At 71.2% G+C, this 18582-nt stretch carries 15 protein-coding genes and 1 tRNA gene; 3 read left to right on the forward strand and 13 right to left on the reverse strand.

What is annotated here, in order from left to right; genetic code table 11:
- Window positions 1-90: 90 nt before the first annotated feature.
- Window positions 91-1452, reverse strand: a complete 1362-nt coding sequence (locus ABT352_RS13915; RefSeq protein WP_350945164.1) for a vWA domain-containing protein — start codon at window positions 1450-1452, stop codon at window positions 91-93.
- A gap of 217 nt (window positions 1453-1669) precedes the next feature.
- Window positions 1670-2521 carry an AAA family ATPase gene (locus ABT352_RS13920; RefSeq protein WP_350945166.1) on the reverse strand — a complete coding sequence of 284 codons (852 nt, stop codon included), beginning with the start codon at window positions 2519-2521 and terminating at the stop codon, window positions 1670-1672.
- Window positions 2522-2655: 134 nt separating this feature from the next.
- Here ABT352_RS13920 and ABT352_RS13925 point away from each other — a divergent pair.
- Window positions 2656-2729: transfer RNA gene (locus tag ABT352_RS13925), tRNA-Lys, on the forward strand.
- A gap of 126 nt (window positions 2730-2855) precedes the next feature.
- Window positions 2856-3338 carry an NUDIX domain-containing protein gene (locus tag ABT352_RS13930; protein ID WP_350945167.1) on the forward strand — a complete coding sequence of 161 codons (483 nt, stop codon included), beginning with the start codon at window positions 2856-2858 and terminating at the stop codon, window positions 3336-3338.
- 101 nt (window positions 3339-3439) lie between these two features.
- Here ABT352_RS13930 and ABT352_RS13935 read toward each other — a convergent pair whose 3' ends face one another.
- The 7 genes from ABT352_RS13935 to ABT352_RS13965 all read right to left on the reverse strand — a co-directional run bounded on the left by ABT352_RS13935 (window position 3440) and on the right by ABT352_RS13965 (window position 12586).
- On the reverse strand, window positions 3440-4606 hold the full coding sequence (locus ABT352_RS13935) for a serine hydrolase domain-containing protein (protein WP_350945169.1): 1167 nt from the start codon (window positions 4604-4606) through the stop codon (window positions 3440-3442).
- A 150-nt stretch (window positions 4607-4756) separates the two neighbouring features.
- Window positions 4757-5932, reverse strand: coding sequence for a chorismate synthase (gene aroC, locus ABT352_RS13940; protein ID WP_350945390.1), 1176 nt, complete (start codon window positions 5930-5932; stop codon window positions 4757-4759).
- 5 nt (window positions 5933-5937) lie between these two features.
- Entirely contained in the window at window positions 5938-7236 is a 1299-nt protein-coding gene (locus ABT352_RS13945; protein WP_350945171.1) for a 3-hydroxybenzoate 6-monooxygenase, read from the reverse strand.
- A gap of 7 nt (window positions 7237-7243) precedes the next feature.
- Entirely contained in the window at window positions 7244-7576 is a 333-nt protein-coding gene (locus tag ABT352_RS13950; protein ID WP_350945172.1) for a hypothetical protein, read from the reverse strand.
- Between the two features lie 347 nt (window positions 7577-7923).
- Window positions 7924-10332 (reverse strand): non-ribosomal peptide synthetase, encoded by a 2409-nt coding sequence (locus ABT352_RS13955; protein ID WP_350945173.1) that lies wholly within the window; start codon window positions 10330-10332, stop codon window positions 7924-7926.
- Between the two features lie 36 nt (window positions 10333-10368).
- Complete coding sequence (locus tag ABT352_RS13960) at window positions 10369-11538, reverse strand: 3-deoxy-7-phosphoheptulonate synthase (RefSeq protein ID WP_350945174.1); 1170 nt, start codon at window positions 11536-11538, stop codon at window positions 10369-10371.
- A 25-nt stretch (window positions 11539-11563) separates the two neighbouring features.
- Complete coding sequence (locus ABT352_RS13965) at window positions 11564-12586, reverse strand: ketoacyl-ACP synthase III family protein (protein WP_350945175.1); 1023 nt, start codon at window positions 12584-12586, stop codon at window positions 11564-11566.
- A gap of 341 nt (window positions 12587-12927) precedes the next feature.
- On the opposite strand from ABT352_RS13965, the gene ABT352_RS13970 reads away from it, so the two are divergent.
- Window positions 12928-13506: a CGNR zinc finger domain-containing protein gene (locus ABT352_RS13970; protein ID WP_350945176.1), complete on the forward strand. Its 579-nt coding sequence runs from the start codon at window positions 12928-12930 to the stop codon at window positions 13504-13506.
- 374 nt (window positions 13507-13880) lie between these two features.
- Here the strand turns inward: ABT352_RS13970 and ABT352_RS13975 are convergent, their stop codons facing one another.
- From ABT352_RS13975 to ABT352_RS13990, 4 genes are read right to left on the reverse strand one after another with little or no spacing between them, the layout of a single operon-like run.
- Window positions 13881-15026 (reverse strand): acyl-CoA dehydrogenase family protein, encoded by a 1146-nt coding sequence (locus ABT352_RS13975; RefSeq protein ID WP_350945177.1) that lies wholly within the window; start codon window positions 15024-15026, stop codon window positions 13881-13883.
- A gap of 8 nt (window positions 15027-15034) precedes the next feature.
- Window positions 15035-16753: an AMP-binding protein gene (locus ABT352_RS13980; protein WP_350945178.1), complete on the reverse strand. Its 1719-nt coding sequence runs from the start codon at window positions 16751-16753 to the stop codon at window positions 15035-15037.
- Window positions 16750-17709, reverse strand: coding sequence for a transketolase family protein (locus ABT352_RS13985; RefSeq protein ID WP_350945179.1), 960 nt, complete (start codon window positions 17707-17709; stop codon window positions 16750-16752). The genes ABT352_RS13980 and ABT352_RS13985 overlap by 4 nt, the downstream gene beginning before the upstream one ends.
- Window positions 17706-18572 carry a transketolase gene (locus ABT352_RS13990; protein WP_350945180.1) on the reverse strand — a complete coding sequence of 289 codons (867 nt, stop codon included), beginning with the start codon at window positions 18570-18572 and terminating at the stop codon, window positions 17706-17708. Before ABT352_RS13990 ends, ABT352_RS13985 begins: the two co-directional genes overlap by 4 nt.
- Window positions 18573-18582 lie beyond the last annotated feature (10 nt).

Here is an 18582-nt window from a genome sequence, read left to right on the forward strand (position 1 = left end):
CTCAACGCGCCCGGCCCGTTCTTCGCGCAAGGTCCTCAACGCGTCCGGCTCTTTCTTCGCACAAGGTCCTCAGCGTGCCCGGCCCGTTCGTCAGACGAGGTCCTCGATGAAGGCCGCGAGCTGCTCGACGTTCCGGCACTCGTGCATCGGCACGATTCCGCCGTACGCCGTCGCCAGCGAGTCGCCGCTGTCCCACTGGTTGGTCGGCTCCGGATTGAGCCAGTAGGAGTGCCGGGCGCCGTCGGCCAGGCGGCGCAGCGTCTCCAGCGCGGGCGGCCGGTAGTTGGACCGGGCGTCACCCAGGATCAGCAGGGACGTCTTCGGCCCGATGGCGTCGCCGTATCGCTCGGCGAACACCTCCAGCGCGTGGCCGTAGTCGGTCCGGCCGAACCGCACCATGTCGGCCTCCCGCGTGAGCCGGGTCATCGCCTCCACCACGTCCGCGCCCGGTACGAAGAACCGGGTGATCTCGTCCACGGTGTCCACGAACCCGAACGCGCGCACCTTGGTGAACTGCTCGCGCAGCGCGTACGTGAGCAGCAGGGTGAAGTGCGCGAAGGAGGCGACCGAGTCGCTGGTGTCACAGAGGACGACCAGCTCGGGCTTGTGCGGTCGGCGCGGCCTGTTGAAGGTGGTGAGCGGCACCCCGCCGCTGGACAGCGAGGCCCGTACGGTCCTGCGGAAGTCGAGGCGGCCACGGTGGCCGAGCCGGTGCTTGACCGTGAGCCGGGCGGCGAGGCGGCGGGCGAGCGGATGCACCTCCCTGCGGAGCCTCGCCAGGTCGGCCTTGGTGATCCGCAGGAAGTCGAGCCGCTCAAGCGGAGGGCGTACGGAGGCGCGGGCGATCCGCTCGATCCCGGAGTCCTCGGCGATCCGGCGGCGCACCTCCCCTGAGACGGCCTCCTTGAAGCGCTCGGTGTTCTCGGTGATCCGCTGCCGGGCCACCTTCTCGGCGAGCCCGCCGCGTTCCCGGCCCGCGAGGACCTCGGCGAGCAGCCGCGCCATGAGCGTCTCGGGGGAGAGCGCCCGCATCACCGGGTAGGAGAACCAGTTCTGCCTGCCGGGACCGGCGGGCACGCGGCCGAAACGCTCCACCATCGCGCGTACGAACTCGTTCATGCCCTCGGCGCCCAGCAGCAGCTCGGCGAGCCGGTCGCGCAGCTCGGGAACCTCGGCGCTCTCCGGGTCCGGCAGGCCGGGCTCGGCCTCGCGCGGCGCGCGCAGGCCGGTCGTCGAGGCGGGGAACCACAGGTCGAACAGCGTGTCGAAGCCCGGCCGGTGCGAGGGCCGCTTGACCAACGTCGCGGCGTACGCGGCCCGCAGCGACTCCCGCTCGGTCAGGTCGATCACCTCCAGCGCCCTGGCCGCGTCCAGCCCCTCGGCCGGCGACACCGGCAGCCCGGCCTCGCGCAGCGCGTGCACGAACCCCACATGCCGGTCGAGCAGGCTCACCCTCGGTCCCCCGCCTCGCGAAGAGCGCCGCCCGTGCCGGGGGCCCCTGCCACGCGGAAGGCGCCGCGCGTGCCGTGGCCCGGCTTTCCCGAGCGGTGGATCGGACCTTTCATCCCACGAGCCAGGGTTCCCTCGCTGCGAACCGGTTCTCTCGCATCGTGGAGCGGATTTCCCCGGCCGTTTTTCGCGCCGTTCCCGATGCGGTTCCCGGTGCCCTTCACAGGGCGAGCTCCTTGCGGGCGCGCGTCTGGTCGGAGGCGTGCTTGAGGACGACGCCGAGGGTCGCTCCGATCGCCTCCTCGTCCAGCTCGGTCCTGCCCAGCGCGAGGAGGGTGTTGGCCCAGTCGATCGTCTCGGCGATCGAGGGCGACTTCTTCAGCTCCAGGGCGCGCAGGGTGGCGACCGTGCGGGCGAGCTGCTCGGCGAGGCTCGCCTCGATCGCGGGCACCTGGGCCAGCACGATGTCGCGCTCGCGTTCCGGCGTCGGATACTCCAGGTGCAGATAGAGACAGCGCCGCTTCAGCGCCTCGGAGAGCTCGCGGGTCGCGTTCGAGGTCAGCACCACGTACGGCTTCCGTACGGCGGTGATCGTGCCGAGTTCGGGGATCGTCACCTGGTAGTCGGACAGGATCTCCAGCAGCAGCCCCTCCACCTCGACGTCGGCCTTGTCGATCTCGTCGATCAGCAGGACCGTCGGCGTCTCCGAGCGGATCGCCGCGAGCAGCGGCCGCTCCAGCAGGAACTCCTCGGTGAAGATGTCGTCATGCGTGGCGTCCCAGTCCTCACCCTGACCGGCCTGGATGCGCAGCAGTTGCTTCTTGTAGTTCCACTCGTACAGCGCTCTGGCCTCGTCCAGCCCTTCGTAGCACTGCAGCCTGACGAGCCGGGCGCCGGTCGTCGTCGCCACGGCCTTGGCCAGCTGGGTCTTGCCCACCCCCGCGGGCCCCTCGGTGAGCAGTGGTTTGCCGAGCGCGCCCGCCAGGAAGACCGAGGTCGAGATGGAGTCGTCGGGGAGGTAGTCGGCGGCGTCGAGCCGCTCTCCGGCGTCGCTCGGTGAGGCGAACCACATGTGTGCTCCCAGGACAGGACCGAATGTTGTTCTACCTTAACCGGTGATCATCGTCGGCCGCCGTCCACCCTCGGCCGACGGCCGTCACGATTTCAAGGCCACGCCCGATGTGCGCTATTGTTCAAGGGCTTCAAGCGCCGCTAGCTCAGTTGGTTAGAGCAGCTGACTCTTAATCAGCGGGTCCGGGGTTCGAGTCCCTGGCGGCGCACAGCAGTTCCGAACAGCGCATTCCTTGATCATAAAGGGATGCGCTGTTCGCATTCAACCCGCCCATTCGCCCAGCTTCATCCGCGCATCCGACACGAGGCCACCGCCGCGTGAAAGGATCGTGGCCATGCCCGCGCCCGGCACCGCCCTGCCCCCCGCGCTCGAAGCACACACCCTCCTCGTCGCCGCCGTCATCGTCCACGATCGGACGCGGCAACGAGTCCTCCTCATACAGCGAGCGGCCGGAGCGAAGTTCGCCCCCAACCACTGGGACCTTCCCGTCGGCAAGGCGAGCAAGGGCGAAGTGATCACCCAAACCGCGGTCCGCGAGCTGAAAGAGGAGACCGGACTGGTCGTAGACCCCGCCGACCTCCGAGTAGCCGGTCTCATCCACTGCTCCTGGGGTGTCGAGGCACCGAACGGCTTCGTCACCGTTGTCTTCGTCACCGACACCTGGAGCGGCACCCCGATCAACGCCGAACCTCGCGAACACGCGCGCGTTGCCTGGCACCCGGCAGACCGGATACCCCAGGCATTCGTGTCCACCACTCGCGCCGCGCTGATCAACTACCTGACAGGCGGCCCCATGGTGACCACCGAGGGATTCTGATCCCCAGTGGTATCTCCCCCGGTCGCAGGCCACCACTTACCGGAACGGCGACGCCTCCGCGTGCCGTCAGGACGGCGCGGAGGCGAGAGGGCGGCCGCCCTTTACCCGCACAGGGTGGTGTCGAGGGTCTTGATGACCTTCAGGGCTCCGGCCTCGCTGCTGGGCAGGGCGGTCACCGCGAGCGCGGATGCCCGGCCGTCGGTGGTGGCGGCGTTGCGGGTCTCGTAGCCGTCGATGTCACCGCCGTGGCCCCATCCGGTGTCGCCGCAGCTCAGCTTCATCTTGACCACACCGAGCCCGTACCGCCAGCCCTCGGGGAGCCCAGGGGCCTTCACCGTCTTCTTCATCTCCGCCAGTTGCGCGGACTTGAGCAGCTTGCCGTCCAGGAGGGCGAGGAAGAAGGTGTTGAGGTCGTCCGGGGTGCCGATGAGCTGGCCGGCCGCGCCGCCCCAGGACGGGTCCATCGTGGTGACGTCGACGAACTTACCCTTGGGCGCGCTCACCGTGTAACCGCGGGGGTGCGGGCCCTTGACGGTCTGGTCGCCTGCGCCCGGCCAGTAGGTGTCACGCAACCCGGCGCGGTCGATGACCCGCTTGGTGACCTCTTCGGCGATCGGCCGGCCGGTGACCTTCTGCACGATCAGGCCGAGCAGCAGGTAGCCGGTGTTGCTGTACTCCCAGCTCTTGCCCGGCCTGAACGACGCCTTGTGGCGCAGCGCCACGTCGATCATGTCCCTGGCCTCGACATAGCGATGCTGGATCTTGGAAAAGTCCCCGTGCATGTAGCGGGTGTAGTTGGGCAGGCCGCTGGTGTGCTGGAGAAGCTGTCGGACGGTGATCTTACGTCCGTCGCCGGCCTTGCCGCGGATCATCCCGGGCAGGTACTTCTCGATCGGCCCGTCCAGCTCGATCCTGCCCTCGCCGACGAGCTGCAGGACGACGGTGGCGACGAACGTCTTGGTGTTGCTGCCGATGCGTACCCGGCCGTCGGCCGGCACCTCCTCCCGGGTCTTCAGGTTCCCGACGCCCGCGGTGTAGCGGGTGACGCGACCTTCGCGGTCGCGTACCGAGGCGAGCGCGCCGGGAAACTCCTTGCCGATCAGCCCGTCGAGTGACTTCTGCACGCCGTCGTCGAAACCGGCGGTCGCCGACGCCTTTGTCGAGGTCGAGGCCGAGGCGGCGACCGGCGCGGCGGCGGCGCCTACGGCGATCATCGCGGCGAGCCCGCAGGCGAGGAAACGGGAGCGGGGAGAGGCGGGGCTGAACATCGGAACTCCTTGTTCGAGGGTCACTTGCCGACCCCTGAAGCATGTCGCGGGGGAGATCATCACTTCGATCCCGCGAACTGGAGACCCGTGGTACAGCTGGCGCTACCTCGACCGGCCGCGCCGGTCGGTCCGCCGCTCCCCGGGGACGTGTCAGCCGATGGGCAGGTGGTCGAGGTAGCCGCGGACGTTGCGGCGGGTCTCGGCCACCGAGTCCCCGGCGAACTTCTCCGCCACCGCGTCCGCCAGGACCAGCGCGACCATCGCCTCGGCGACGATCCCGGCGGCAGGGACCGCGCACACGTCCGACCGCTGGTGGTGGGCCCGCGCCGGGGCGCCGGTGGTGACGTCCACGGTGGCGAGGGCCCGTGGCACGGTCGCGATCGGCTTCATCGCCGCGCGCACCCGCAGCGCCTCGCCCGTGCTCAGACCGCCCTCGGTCCCGCCTGAGCGGCCCGAGGTGCGCCTCACGCCCTCGGGGGTCGGCACGATCTCGTCGTGTGCTCTCGACCCCGGCGTACGGGCCAGCGCGAAGCCGTCCCCGACCTCGACGCCCTTGATCGCCTGGATGCCCATCAGAGCGCACGCCAGCCGCGCGTCGAGGCGCCTGTCCCAGTGCACGTGGGAGCCGAGCCCCACGGGGACCCCGTAGGCGAGGACCTCGACCACGCCGCCGAGCGTGTCACCGTCCCGGTGGGCCCGGTCGATCTCGGCGACCATCGCCTTGCTCGCGTCGGCGTCCAGGCAGCGCACCGGGTCGGCGTCCAGCCTCCCGGCGTCCGCGGGGACGGGAAGGACCCCGTCGGGGGCCTTGGCCGAGGCGAGTTCCACCACGTGCGAGACGAGCTCGATCCCGGCCGTCTCCCGCAGGTAGGAGCGGGCCACCGCGCCCAGCGCCACCCGCGCGGCCGTCTCCCGCGCGCTCGCCCGCTCCAGGATCGGACGGGCCTCGCCGAAACCGTACTTCTGCATGCCCGCCAGGTCGGCGTGGCCGGGCCTGGGTCGGGTCAGCGGGGCGTTGCGCGCCAGCCCTTCCAGCACCTCGGGGCCGACGGGGTCGGCCGCCATGACCTGCTCCCACTTGGCCCACTCGGTGTTGCCCACCACGATCGAGACCGGCGAGCCCAGGGTCAGCCCGTGCCGTACGCCGCCGAGGATGGTCACCTCGTCCATCTCGAACCGCATCCGCGCGCCCCGGCCGTAGCCCAGCCGCCGTCTGGCGAGCGCGTCGGCCAGCATGCCGGTGGTGACCGGCACACCGGCGGGCAGCCCTTCCAGGGTCGCGACGAGGGCGGGTCCGTGCGATTCTCCCGCGGTCAGCCAACGCAACCTGCTCACCGGGCCACTCCTTCACTGAGGCTGAGTTCGAGGAGGTCGTCGGACACCAGGTGTTCCCCGGACACGCCGAGGTCCCTGGAGCCGGAGCCGAGATCGGAGCCCGAGCCGAAGTCCAGGCCGGAGCCGAAGTGGCGGGCGCCGTGCAGCCAGGCCACCTTGTCGTGCAGGTCGTCCACCGTGAGGGAGGACAGCATCGCGTTCCGCGCCCGTGCCTCGGCGCCCGCCGGGTGATAGAGGCGTTCCCCCATCGCGCGGGCCACCAGCTGGGTTCTGGCCGTGCGTTCGCGGCGCTCGGCGTTGTACTTCTCCAGGCGCTGGGTGAAGGCGTCCTCGTCGCAGTCGAGCAGCCTGCCGATCACCACCGCGTCCTCAAGCGCCATGCACGCGCCCTGGGCGGCGTACTGCAGCATCGGGTGCGCGGCGTCGCCGAGCAGGGCGACCCGCCCGTCCGTCCAGCGGTCGACCGGGTCGCGGTCGCACAGGACCCAGGTCCGCCACTCCTCGCCCAGCTCCAGCAGGGCGCGGGCCGTCTCGCTCAGGCCGGGGAACTCGCCCAGCACGTGGGACCTGTCCGCGGGCTCGCCCGCCAGTTCCTCGCGGGCGCCGTCGTCCCGGGTGGCGGCGAGGTTCAGGAACCTTCCGCCGCCGATCGGGTAGTGGACGAAGTGCCACTTCGGACCCGCCCAGAGGGTGACGGTGTTCCACCGCAACTCCGCGGGGACCTTCTCCATGGGGATGACCGAACGGTAGATGGTGTGCCCGGAGATCCGGGGCCTGCCGTCCCCGACGAGCTGACGGCGGACGGCCGAGCGGATGCCGTCGGCCCCGATGAGGGCGGCGCCGGTGAAGCGCTCTCCGGTGTCCGTGACGGCGGTGACACCGGTCGGGTCCTGTTCGTAGCGGGTGACCCACCGGCTGCCGAGCAGTTCGATGTCGCCGGACGCGCGGCAGGCGTCGAGCAGCGACTGGTACAGGTCACCCCGGTGGACCACCGCGTACGGGTCGCCGAACCGGCGCCGGTAGCCGTCGGTCAGCGGCATGCTGGCCACCCGCTCGCCCGTGGTGCCGTCCATGAAGCGCAACTCGTCGATGAAGACCGCCCGCTCGCGCACGGCCTCGCCGACACCGAGGTGGCGGAGCGCGTGGAAGGCGTTCGGTGCCAGCTGGATGCCGGCGCCCAGTTCGGCGAACGTGGGTTGGCGTTCCAGCACGATCACCCGGTGTCCCCGATCGGCGACGCTCAACGCCGCCGCGAGACCGCCGATGCCACCACCGGCAATGAGAATCCTCGCCATGTCCTCGTCATCCCTCCAGGGCCAGGCCACGGCCCGCCAGTTCGGCGACGTCGAAGATGCCCTCGGTGGTGGCCTCCACATCGAAGACGGAGCGCTGGACGGGCGGGAATCCGATCAGTTCGGCGGCCCTGGCCGGCAGCGGGACCGCCGCGGCCTCCGCCGACTCCCAGAGCAGCACGGCGCCCCAGCGGTCGCTGCTCCGGTCGGAGATCCAGAACTTCAGGCGCAGCCCGGGAATCCCGGCGAAGCGGTCCACCGCCTCGTCGCGCAGGAACGCGCGGAGCGATTCGACGGTCTGGTCCGACTCCCGTAGGTCCCACCAGACGACGACGGCCTGCATGCGCTTGACACCTCCGGAATCAAATGCCTTTATGCCGTTGTCGCCGACGACGTTTTTCCCGCATAGGAAACGGGTTTCGACTCCGGTTTTACGGCCATTCTTGTGACTGTTGTCTATTACGGTAGGTCGCCGTTAAGGGCGGGACAACGGCCCTGCGATAAGGCATTCTTCTCAGGATGTGAACGATAAGCGGGGTCGCAGAAAAAGGTTGGCGGAACGAATGTGCGGGCTCCGGGGGCCTGGACACGAGGACCGGCCCCGGCAAATGCCGGGGCCGGTCCTTTTTCAGCGGTGCAGTTTCACGGAAGTCGGCGGCTTCGTCGGCGCCGTTCCATGAAAATCAGGGGTCAGCCCTTCTGCGCCGCCGCGATGGTGCAGGCCATCCGCTCGATGCTCGCCTCGTCGAACAGGTCGTCGATGTCGGCGTCGACGTCGAAGGCCTCGCGGATCCGGTCGGTCAGGCGGGCCGCGCGCAGGGAGTCACCGCCCAGCTCGAAGAAGTTGTCGAGGATGCCGATGCCTTCGAGCTCCAGCGTCTTCGCCCAGATCTGCTGCAGGGTCCGCTCGATGTCGTTGCGCGGCTCCTGGTAGGGGCTGCCGACGTCCGGGCGGGACCGGGGCGGCTCGGGGAGCGCGGTCCGGTCGATCTTGCCGTTCGTCGTCGTCGGGAGGCCGCCGACCACGTACGCCGCCGGCACCATGAACGAGGGAAGCGTCTGGCGCAGCGCCGCTCGAAGGTCCCGCACCTCGGGGACGGGCCCGGGGCGCGGCTCGATGTAGGCGACCAGTTGGACGTCTCCCTGACCGTCCTTCCTGGCCAGCACCGCCGCCTGGCCGACACCCGGCTGTGCGGCCAGGACGGCCTCGATCTCGCCGAGGTGCACCCGGTTGCCGCGGACCTTGATCTGGTTGTCGGTACGGCCGACGATCTCGATGCTTCCGTCGGTCCAGTAGCGCGCCACGTCGCCCGTCCGGTACAGCACCGGGTGGCGGACCGGGTCCATCGGGTTGGCGAGCCACTTCTCCGCGGTGGCCTCCGGCCGGCCCAGATATCCCTCCGACAGGCTCTCTCCGGCCACGAAGATCTCACCGACGACTCCCGGCGGGAGGACCTCGAGGTTCTCGCCGAGCACGTACGCCTTGACGTTGGGCGTCGGCCGCCCGATCGGGGGCAGGCGGTGGGCGCGTCCCTCCTCACCGAGGTCCACGCCGAGCTGGGTGATGTCGCACGTGGCCACCACCGTCGCCTCCGCGGAGCCGTACAGGTTGAACACGTGGAAGGGAAGGTCGGCGGAGGGCCACGACTGCACGCGCTCGCCGCAGATCCTGATGTTGACCAGCTCGGTCTCGGCGGGCCAGTGAAGCGTCCACAGCCGTTCGGCCATCGCCTTCATGAGCAGGGTGTGGGTGATCCGCTCGGAGACGAGCCAGTCGCGCAGCCACTCGGGCGAGGTCACGACCGACGGCTCGGGGATGTGGACCGTGGCGCCCGCGGCCAGGACCGAGAAGCACTCGACCTCCACCATGCCGTAGCCGGGGGCGGCCAGCCACGTGCCTCGGGACTCCTCGGTGATACCGCAGATCACGCGCATGCTGTAGATGAGGTTGCGGGCCGCGCCGTGCGGCACCATCACGGCCTTGGGCACGCCTGTGGAGCCGGAGGTGTAGCAGATGTGGATGAGGTCTGATGCCTTCACCGGCTCGCTGACGGGGGTGGTGGGCTCGTCGCGCCAGTCGGTGCCGTCGAGCGAGAGCACCGGGCAGATCCCCGACACCTTGAACTCGTGGGCCCTCATGGTGAGCACCACCACGGCCGAGGCGTCCTCGATCATGAAGCGGACGCGGTCGTCGGGGAACTCGGGGTCCAGCAGGATCGCCGCCGCCGCCGTCTTGAAGCAGGCGAGCTGCGCGATCAGGCTCTCGGCGCCGCGTGGGAAGCAGACCCCGACCCGGTCGCGGGGGCGGACCCCCTGTGCGGCGAGCCGGTGGGCGAGCTGGTTGGCCTGGTCGTCGAGCTCGCGGAAGGTGAGCCGGCCACCGGGCCAGGCCACCGCGACCGTGTCGGGCGTCCGGCGCGCGATGTCCGCGACGACCTCGTGGAAGAAGAGGGCGGGTACGGGCTCGTCGGTCTGGTTCCAGTCGACGAGGATGCGCCGGGACTCCTCCTCGGTGAGCAGGGGGATGTCCCGCAGCGTGACGGCAGGGTCGGCGGCGAGGGCGTCGAGGACCCGTCCCAGGTGCAGCGCGTACTGGGCGGCGGCGTCCGCGTCGAACTCCGCCCGCGACATCACGAGGTCGAGGCCGTCGGCGTCCCGGGTGAACACGGTCAGCGCGGCGCGCGGACCCGGCTGCTCACCGTTCGCGGAGACGGCACCGGCGGAGAGGCCGTTTGCGGAGACGTCACCCGCGGGGGCGCCGTTCGCGAGGGCGTCGCCGGTGGAGACGACGGCGTGGCAGGGCTCGCCGGTGGCGGGCTCCGCGGTGCCGGCCGCGATCGCGGCCAGCAGCTCCGCGGCGGTCGTGTCGCCGGACACCCGCACCCGGACGGTCTCGGCGGGACCCCGCCCCGCCCGCCCGATCAGCAGGTCGGTCTCGGCGGTGTAGCGGTGGAGCAGGCCCGCCAGGGCCGCGACCGCGAACGTCTCCCGGTGTGGCAGGGCCTTCTCCGGGACCGGGATGGAGTGCCGGTGCGGAACCCCGGGCGGGCCGTCACCGGCGGGACGGGCTAGGGGAAGCGACGAGTTGGTCGTTTCCATGAGAATCGTTCCTCTCGAAATAGCGGGTCGGAGGTCTCAGGCGAGAGCCGGCAGCGGGGTGGGGAGGGCGAGCTCGACCTGCGAGGAGATGCCCTCGGCACCGGCCCGTCGCAGGGCACGCCCGGCCTCGACGGCCTCGGCGAGTCCGTGGATCATGCGGGTGGTCTGGTCCCAGTCCACGCAGGCGTCGGTCACGCTCTGCCCGTACGCGAGGGCGTCCGTCCGGCCCAGGATCAGGTCCTGCCGGCCCGCGGCGAGGAAGCTCTCCAGCATGATCCCGGCGATGCCGGTCTCCCCGCCGGCGATACGGTGCGCGATGTCCGCGGCGACGAGGGGCTGCCGCATGTGGTCCTTGCCGCTGTTGCCGTGGCTGGCGTCGATGAAGAGGCGCTGGGGCAGGCCCGCCTTCTTCAGCAGTGCGAGGGCGCCGGCCACGTCGGAGGGGCTGTAGTTGGGGGCCGTGCTGCCGCCGCGCAGGACGACGTGGCAGTCGGGGTTTCCGCTGGTGGAGACGATCGAGACGACGCCGTCGTCGTCGATGCCCGGGAACACGTGTCCCTTCGAGGCGGCGACGATGGCGTCGACCGCGTCCTCCACGTGGCCGCTCGTCGCGTTCTTGATGCCGACGGGCATGCTGAGCCCGCTGGTGAGCTGCCGGTGCACCTGGCTCTGGACGGTGCGGGCACCGATCGAGCCCCAGGACACGGCGTCGGCGAAGTAGCGGGGGGTGAGCGGGTCGAGGAACTCGCAGCCGATCGGCAGGCCGGTCTCCAGGATGTCCAGCATCAGCCCGCGCGCCAGGCGCAGCCCGCTGTTGAGGTCGTGCGAACCGTCGAGGTGGGGGTCGCTGATGAGACCCTTCCAGCCGAGGCGGGTCCGCGGTTTCTCCATGTAGACCCGCATGACGACCACGAGCGAGCCGGACACCTGCCGCGCGAGCTCGGAGAGCCGCTCGGCGTAGGTCAGGGCGGCGCAGGGGTCGTGGATGGAGCACGGGCCGGCGACCACGACGAGCCGGTCGTCCTCGCCGTTCAGCACCTGGGTGACCCCGTACCGGCCGCCGAGGACGGTCTCCCTGGCGGTGGAGGAGACCGGGATCTCCTCCCGCAGCGCCGAGGGTGAGAAGAGCCGGTCGACCGGGGTGACGCGGGAGTCGAGGGAGTCGATGAGGGAGGGCAGCACGTCGGGGGTGTGGGTGATGGTCATTGCGGGGTTCCTTCCGGTGGAGTGGTCAGGCGTTGTCCGCCGCGAGAACCGCCGCGGAGAAGGTGAATCCCATTCCGGTGCCGATGAGGAGCACCCGTGCTCCCGGCTCCAGCAGGTCCTCGTTCAACAGGTGGTGCAGGCCGTAGAGCTGGTCGGCGGGACCGAGGTGCCCGATCGTGAGCCCGAGTTCGGCCAGGGTGTTGCCGGGAATGCTCTTCAGGGGTCGTACGAAGCTCTCCCTGAACAGGGTCCGCCCGACGAACGGTGTGACGAGCCAGTCGATCTCGTCCATGGACAGGCCGGCGTCGGCCAGTGCCGTGGAGACGACGCCGGCGGTCCCGGCCGCCGACCTCGCGCGGACGTCGCGCAGCGACAGCTCGCCGCGCGTCAGGAACTCCCGGGTCCTGCGCCTCATGTCGGGGTGCGGTTCGGGAGCCGTACGGAACGGCTCGTCGCCGCGCGAGAGTCCTTCGAGGGCGGTGTCGGTCTGCGAGGCGCAGGACAGCAGCCTCAGCCGGCCGCGGCCCCGGGTGACCACCGCCGAGGCGGCGCCGTCACCGAAGACCATGCCGGGGGAGAGGTACCAGCGGTCGGTGGGAGGGGCGAAGCGGTCCGCGACCGTGATGAGGGCGGAGGGGAGCTCGGGGCGTCCCGCCAGCATGCTCGCCGCGATCTCCAGGCAGGCGAGGGAGCCGTTCGACGCCGCGGCGACGGTCATCGGCATCCCGGCCATCCGGGTGCCCAGCAGCTCCCCGCCGATCCAGCAGGCCGCGGGCCACATGTCGATGCCCTGGAAGTGGCTGTGGCTGTGCAGGTAGAGGGTGTCGGGGCCGATCTCCGTCCCGTGGGCGGCGGCCTCCTTGAGCGCCTGCCTGCCGGCGGTCACGGCCATCTCGGGGGGAGCCTGCGAGGACTGGGCGACGGAGATCATTCCGGTGCTCTCGGCGACCTCGGCCGAGTACGAGCCGTCCTCGACGGCCCGGGTTATGGGCACCCGGTCGCCGAGCGTGCCGCCCGTGCCGGAGATCCAGATGTCATCGAACCGCATCGCTGAGAGTCCTTTCCGTGCCGAGGCCTCGGGACGTTCCAGGGGGACGCGTGTCACCGGTGATCTGCCCGCCGCCGATGCGGGCGGGGTGGACCTCGGTTGTCACGTCGTTTCCCTTCGCGCTCCGGAACTCGCGGTTGGCCGTTTCTCGGTTACCAGCAATTACGCTAAGGCGGTAACAGGAGTAGGGCAACGGGGGTGTGATAAGAGCTCCTTTTCGGGATGCGAACGTCGCATGTTGAGGAAAGGAGGGGATCCTGCTTCGTGAGTCCTGTCGGATCGCCGTTAAATCATCGGTAGCGCACTACCGGCAAAGGTAGTTCAATAGTAAAATTGTCAGGATGAAGCGACAACCGGGAGACAGGGCCGTGGCACCGGGCCCGCTCGCACTGGTGCAGGCGTTCGTCAACAGCGTGAACGTGGAGTTCGGGCCTGACTATCTGGCCACCGTGGAGGGTCTCACCATCTGGCTGGAGCGCAACGGCCTCGGTGACCCGAGGGTGGAGCCGGGCGAGCTCGACCGCCGCGACGCCGTGACCCTGCGGGAGGCGTTGCGCGCGCTCCTGCGGGAGAACAACGGCGGCCCTCCCGACCTCCAGGCCCGCCGCACGATCGAGCACATCGCGCGTGACTGCCCGCTCGTCGTGGGGTTCGAAGGGGAGACGGGGGAGCTCGGCCTGCGGCCCGCGCTCACCGATGTGCGCGGAGCCCTGGCCAGGGTGCTCGCGGCCGTCGCCGGCGCCGTCGCCGACGGCTCCTGGCAGCGTCTCAAGGCGTGCGGCGAGCACCGATGCGAGTGGATCTTCTACGACCGGTCGCGAAACAAGGGCAGCCGCTGGTGCTCGATGGCGGTGTGCGGGACGCGGTCCAAGATGCGCACCTACCGCGAGACGAAGCGGGTCCACAGCGAGAGCGGCTGAGCCGCGCGGACCACGTGGTCCCCTGCCGGGTACGCCCGGCGCGTCACCTCGCGCGTGGGCCGGGAACGGCGATACGCCCAGGTCAGGCGGTGTCACCTCGCGTGCGGGTCAGGCATGTCCGAGTCCGCCGATGTCACCTCGCGTCCGACTCCGACGGCGTCACTTCGCGCGGGGGCAGGGGGACACGTCCGACTCCGACGGTGTCACCTCGCGCGCGGGTCAGGCATGTCCGGGTCAGGCGGCGTCACCTCGGGCGTGGGCCGGGAGCGGGAACACGTCTCGGGAGCCGTGGGACGACACCGGCCCGCCGCGACGCCCGCGATCATGCCGGTGGGGGCGGTCCGGCCGCCCCCACCGGTCGTGTCGTCCGGGAGTCACGGCGCGTTCTCCCGGCCGAGGAGCTTCCTCGCGACGACGAGCTTGGTGGCCGCCGCGGTGCCGTCCGCGAGCTGGAGGCCGATGACGTCCCTGAGCCGCTGCGCGATCGGCCCGTCCTCGGCCCAGCCGAGGTGGCCCATGGTCAGCAGGGACTGGTGGACGGCCTCCATCGCCGCCTTCGGCGCCCACCACTTGGCCATGTTGGAGGGGATCCGCGGGTCCATGCCGTTGTCGGCGCGCCACAGCGCCTCGAAGGACACCAGCCGCGCCGCGTGCAGCATGGTCGCGTGCTCGACCAGGGGGAAGGCGACCGCCTGGAAGGTGCCGATGGGCCGGCCGAACGCCTCCCTGGCGCCCGCGTGGGCGATGGCCTCGTCGAGCGCGGCCTTGGCGACCCCGAGCGCCATCAGCGAGATGTACGCCCGCGAGACGCCGAACCCGCGCATGACCGCCGCGAAGCCGAGTCCCGGCTGCCCGACCACGTCCTCGGGGCCGACGCGGACGCCGTCGAAGACGAACCTGCCGCGCCCGCCGGACCGGCAGCCGAGGTCGGGGAGGGTCTCGCGGCTCACCCCGGCCTGGTCGAGCCGGATGTAGAAGGCGGTGATGCCGTGCGCTCCGGCCTCCCCCGTACGCGCGAAGACGAGGCCGTGCGTGGCGTAGGCGGCGATCATGATGGAGGTCTTCTCGCCGTTCAGCACCCATCCGTCGCCGTCGGGCTCCGCGCGCATCTCGATGCCCGCGGCGTCGGTGCCGTGGCCGGGCTCGGTGAGGCAGAGCGCGACGATCGACTCACCGCGGGAGATCGGCGGAAGCCAGCCCGCCAGCTGCTCCGGAGCGCAGTTCGCCGCGAGGACACCGCCGATGAGGGCGGCGTTGAGCACGGGATAGCAGACGGACAGGTCCGCCGCCGCCAGTTCCTCAAGGGCGATGCCCGCGCTCGTCGCGTCGAGCCCGAGCCCCCCGTACTCCTCGGGCATCCGGAGCGCGAACAGACCCTCCTCGCCCAACTCGGCGAGGAGCCCCGGACGGTATTCGCGCCGCACGTCGCTCTCCCGGCGGTACGGGGCGATCCTGTCGGCCGCGAACTCCCGCACCCGCTTGGCGAGCGCCTGCTGATCACTGGTGAATTCGAAGTCCATGTGGTGTCCTAAGCCCGGAGCCGGTCGCGCAAGGCGAATTTCTGGATCTTCCCGGAGGGGGTTCTCGGCAGCGACGGCACGATCTCCAGCCGCTCGGGCCAGTACTGCTTGGCCATGCCGAGGCCGGAGAGGTGGCCGCGCATGTCGTCGAGGGTGAGCGGGGAGGCCGCCGGGGAGTCCGCCGTGACGAGGATCGCGCAGGCGCGCTCGCCCAGCCGCCGGTCCGGGTAGCCGACGACCGCGACGTCCTTGACGGAGGGGTGCCGCAGCAGGGCCGCCTCCACCTCCACGACGGGGATGTTCTCCGCGCCGCGCATGATGACGTCCTTGACCCGGCCGGTGATCCGGATGCCTCCGTAGCCGTCCTCGCGGGCCAGGTCCCCGGTGTCGAACCAGCCGTCCTCGGTGATTGACTCGGCGTACACCTCGGGGCGGCGGAAGTAGCCGAGGCACTGGGCGGCGCCGCGGACCTGGAGCAGGCCGGGCTGTCCCGCGGCCACCGGCTCGCCCCCTCGGCCGACGATCCTGACCTCCATCCCCGGTACGGGGGTGCCGTCGCTCTCGGCCGCGCGCATCGGCGGGTCCTCGGGACGGGTGATCGTCACGCAGCCGTTCTCGCTCATGCCCCACAGGGCGTACACCCGGCAGCCGAGGACCTCCCGCGCGTCCTCCACCAGGAGCGGCGCGATCGGCGCGCTGCCGGTGGCGAACGTGAGCAGCGCCGACAGGTCCCTCGGACCGGTGCGCTGCGCCTCGATGAGGTCGGAGAGGAACGTGGGCGCGCCCATGAAGAACGTGACCCTCCGCTCCTCCAGGATCCGCAGCATCACGGCCGGGTCCCACGCGTCCACCTGCACGGCCGTCGCGCCGAGGATGAGCGGCATGAGGAAGTTCCAGGTGTAGCCGGCCTGGTGGGTCGTGGGGGACCCCATCGCCGTCACCTCGTCGCCGGTGAGGTGAAGCACGTCGGCCTGTGCCCTGTTCATCGAGTACAGGGTGTTGTGGCTGTGCACGACGCCTTTCGGCTCACCGGTCGTGCCCGAGGTGAACACGACCTGGGCGGGGTCGTCCGGGGCGGCTTCGAGGGCGTCGAGGGCCTCGATCTCCTCGGCGGTGGGCTCGGGGCCGAGGAGGTCGCGGTCGAAGTCCAGCGCCCCACCCCTACCGCCGTCGCCCTCGCCGCCGCCGTTGTCAGCGCCACCGTCACCGATGCCGTCACCGATGCCGTCACCGCCGCCGCCGTGGACACCGGCACCGCCGCCGAGCAGCACCCGGTGGCGCAGGTTCGGGACGGCGCGGGCGACCTCGGCGCTCATGTCCGCGTACGAGAAGCCGCGGAACTCCGTCGCCGCGATGTACACCGGGCTCTCGGTGAGCCGGGTCATGAACTCGACCTCGCGCCTGCGCATGATGGGGACGACCGGGCCCGCCACGGCGCCGATCCGCGCGCAGGCGAGGATCGACGCGACGAGCTGCCAGGAGTTGGGCAGCTGCAGGGTCACCACGTCACCGCGTCCCACGCCCAGCCGCACCAGGCTCGCCGCGAGGCGGTCGACGCGCCGGGCGAGCTCGGCGTAGGTCACCGTCTCCGCGGCGCCGTCCCGGTAGCAGACCAGCGCCGGCTTGTCGGGGTGGTTCGCGACGGAACGCCGTAGGTCGTCGAGGACGGTCTCGTCGCGCCACTGGCCGGAGCGCCGGAAGTCCTGGAAGTCCTGGAAGCCCTTCATCGGCTCCTCCTCGTTCTGCCCAGGGCGGTCCTGGCCCGCGCGGCCACGGCCTGGGGCGTGATGCCGCCCCGCTCCAGGAGGTACTTCTGGCTCCCGGCGACCGGGACGAACGCGTCGGGCATCGCCACCCGGCACACCCTGACCGGCAGGATCTCCGAGAGGTTCTCGGCGACGGCGGCGCCGAAGCCGCCGGCGCGCCAGTGCTCCTCGACCGTGACCACGACGCCGGTCGTGCTCGCCGCGGCGGCGAGCGTCGCCGTGTCCAGCGGCTTGACCGTGTGCACGTGGATCACCGACGCCGCGATGCCGTCCCGCTCCAGCAGGTCCGCGGCGTCGAGGGCGGCGAGCACCGGGTACGGGCCGCAGGCGGCGAGCGTGACGTCGCCGCCCTCCCGCAGGATCTGGGCCTGCCCGATTCGCACGGGCGGCCCTTCCGGGAGGTCGGGGGTGGCGTTGCGGCCGAGCCGGAAGTAGACGGGTCCCGGCAGGGCGAGGGCCTGGCGGAACAGCTCGTCCGTGGTGGCCTCGTCCGCGGGGACGACGACGGTCATGTTCGGCAGGTTCCGCATCACGGCCAGGTCCTCCAGCGAGTGGTGGGTGGGGCCGAGATGGCCGCCCGACACTCCGGAGTGGGTCGCGGCGATGCGGACGGGCAGGTTGTTGAGCGCGATGTCGACCTTGACGGCCTCCAGCGCCCGGGTGGAGGCGAACGCCGCCATCGTGTTCACGACGGGCACGCGTCCCTCCTTGGCGAGCCCGGCGGCGGCGCCCATGAGGGTGTGCTCGGCGATGCCCAGGTTGAGGTACCTGTCGGACGCCTCGCCGAAGTCGACCCCGCCGAACAGGCCGGTGTCGCTGTCCAGGCAGACCAGCCGCTCGTCGTCCGGCATGAGTTCCACGAGCACGTCGCGGTAGACCTCGCGGGACGAGCGCGTCTTGAGGGTGGTGGCGGTCATCGCCGTTCTCCTTCCGGGGTGGCACGCAGGGCGGAGAGCGCGCGGCGGTGCTGGCGGTCGCCCAGCTTGGCGTAGTGGCTGCGTGCCTGGCCCTCGATGAAGGGCAGGCCCTTGCCTTTGACGGTGTGGGCGATGATCAGGGTGGGACGTCCCGGCTCGGGCGGCGCGGTGAGCGCCTCGGTCAGCGCGGCGACGTCGTGGCCGTCCGCCTCCCTGACGTGCCAGCCGAAGGCCCGCCACCGGTCGGCGAGGGGTTCCAGGTTGTTGACGAAATCCGTCGCGCCGGTGATCTGGAGGCGGTTGCGGTCGACCACGGCGGTGAGGTTCTCCAGCCCGTGGCTCGCGGCCACGCTCGCCGCCTCCCAGACCGATCCCTCCTGGAGCTCGCCGTCGCCCATGACCACGAAGCACCGGCGGTCGGAGCCGTCGAGCCTGGCCGCGAGCGCCACCCCGACCCCCAGCGCGAGGCCGTGACCGAGGGAGCCGGACGGCATCTCCACGCCGGGGACCTCGGCGTGGGGGTGGGCCATGAAGGCGCTGCCCGGCCGCGCGTAGTCGGTGAGCCGCTCCGAGGGGAAGAAGCCGGCCTCGCAGAGGGTCGCGTACAGGGCGATGCCCGCGTGCCCCTTGCTCAGCAGCAGCATGTCGCGGTCGGGCGAGCCCGGATCCCGGGGGTCGATTCGCATGATCCGGAAGTACAGGGTGGCGAGGACCTCGACGAGGGACATGGAACCCCCCAGGTGCCCGCCCTCGGGACTCGCGCACATGTTCACGATGTGTTCCCTGATCCGGCCGGTCATCGCGGCCGGATCGGCCTTCTGCCCGGCTCGGATCGCACCCGGCAGGGTGGAGACGCCGCTCATGTCTACTCCT

This window comes from Streptosporangium sp. NPDC000563 (genome assembly GCF_040299985.1).
In the GTDB taxonomy this organism is placed as follows: Bacteria; Actinomycetota; Actinomycetes; order Streptosporangiales; family Streptosporangiaceae; genus Streptosporangium.

Coding starts and splice junctions, on each gene's coding strand:
- ABT352_RS13920 (WP_350945166.1), bottom strand. CDS start 2,521: ATGTGGTTCGCCTCACCGAGCGACGCCGGAGAGCGGCTCGACGCCGCC.
- ABT352_RS13930 (WP_350945167.1), top strand. CDS start 2,856: ATGCCCGCGCCCGGCACCGCCCTGCCCCCCGCGCTCGAAGCACACACC.
- ABT352_RS13935 (WP_350945169.1), bottom strand. CDS start 4,606: ATGTTCAGCCCCGCCTCTCCCCGCTCCCGTTTCCTCGCCTGCGGGCTC.
- ABT352_RS13945 (WP_350945171.1), bottom strand. CDS start 7,236: ATGGCGAGGATTCTCATTGCCGGTGGTGGCATCGGCGGTCTCGCGGCG.
- ABT352_RS13950 (WP_350945172.1), bottom strand. CDS start 7,576: ATGCAGGCCGTCGTCGTCTGGTGGGACCTACGGGAGTCGGACCAGACC.
- ABT352_RS13955 (WP_350945173.1), bottom strand. CDS start 10,332: ATGGAAACGACCAACTCGTCGCTTCCCCTAGCCCGTCCCGCCGGTGAC.
- ABT352_RS13960 (WP_350945174.1), bottom strand. CDS start 11,538: ATGACCATCACCCACACCCCCGACGTGCTGCCCTCCCTCATCGACTCC.
- ABT352_RS13965 (WP_350945175.1), bottom strand. CDS start 12,586: ATGCGGTTCGATGACATCTGGATCTCCGGCACGGGCGGCACGCTCGGC.
- ABT352_RS13970 (WP_350945176.1), top strand. CDS start 12,928: ATGAAGCGACAACCGGGAGACAGGGCCGTGGCACCGGGCCCGCTCGCA.
- ABT352_RS13975 (WP_350945177.1), bottom strand. CDS start 15,026: ATGGACTTCGAATTCACCAGTGATCAGCAGGCGCTCGCCAAGCGGGTG.
- ABT352_RS13980 (WP_350945178.1), bottom strand. CDS start 16,753: ATGAAGGGCTTCCAGGACTTCCAGGACTTCCGGCGCTCCGGCCAGTGG.
- ABT352_RS13985 (WP_350945179.1), bottom strand. CDS start 17,709: ATGACCGCCACCACCCTCAAGACGCGCTCGTCCCGCGAGGTCTACCGC.
- ABT352_RS13990 (WP_350945180.1), bottom strand. CDS start 18,572: ATGAGCGGCGTCTCCACCCTGCCGGGTGCGATCCGAGCCGGGCAGAAG.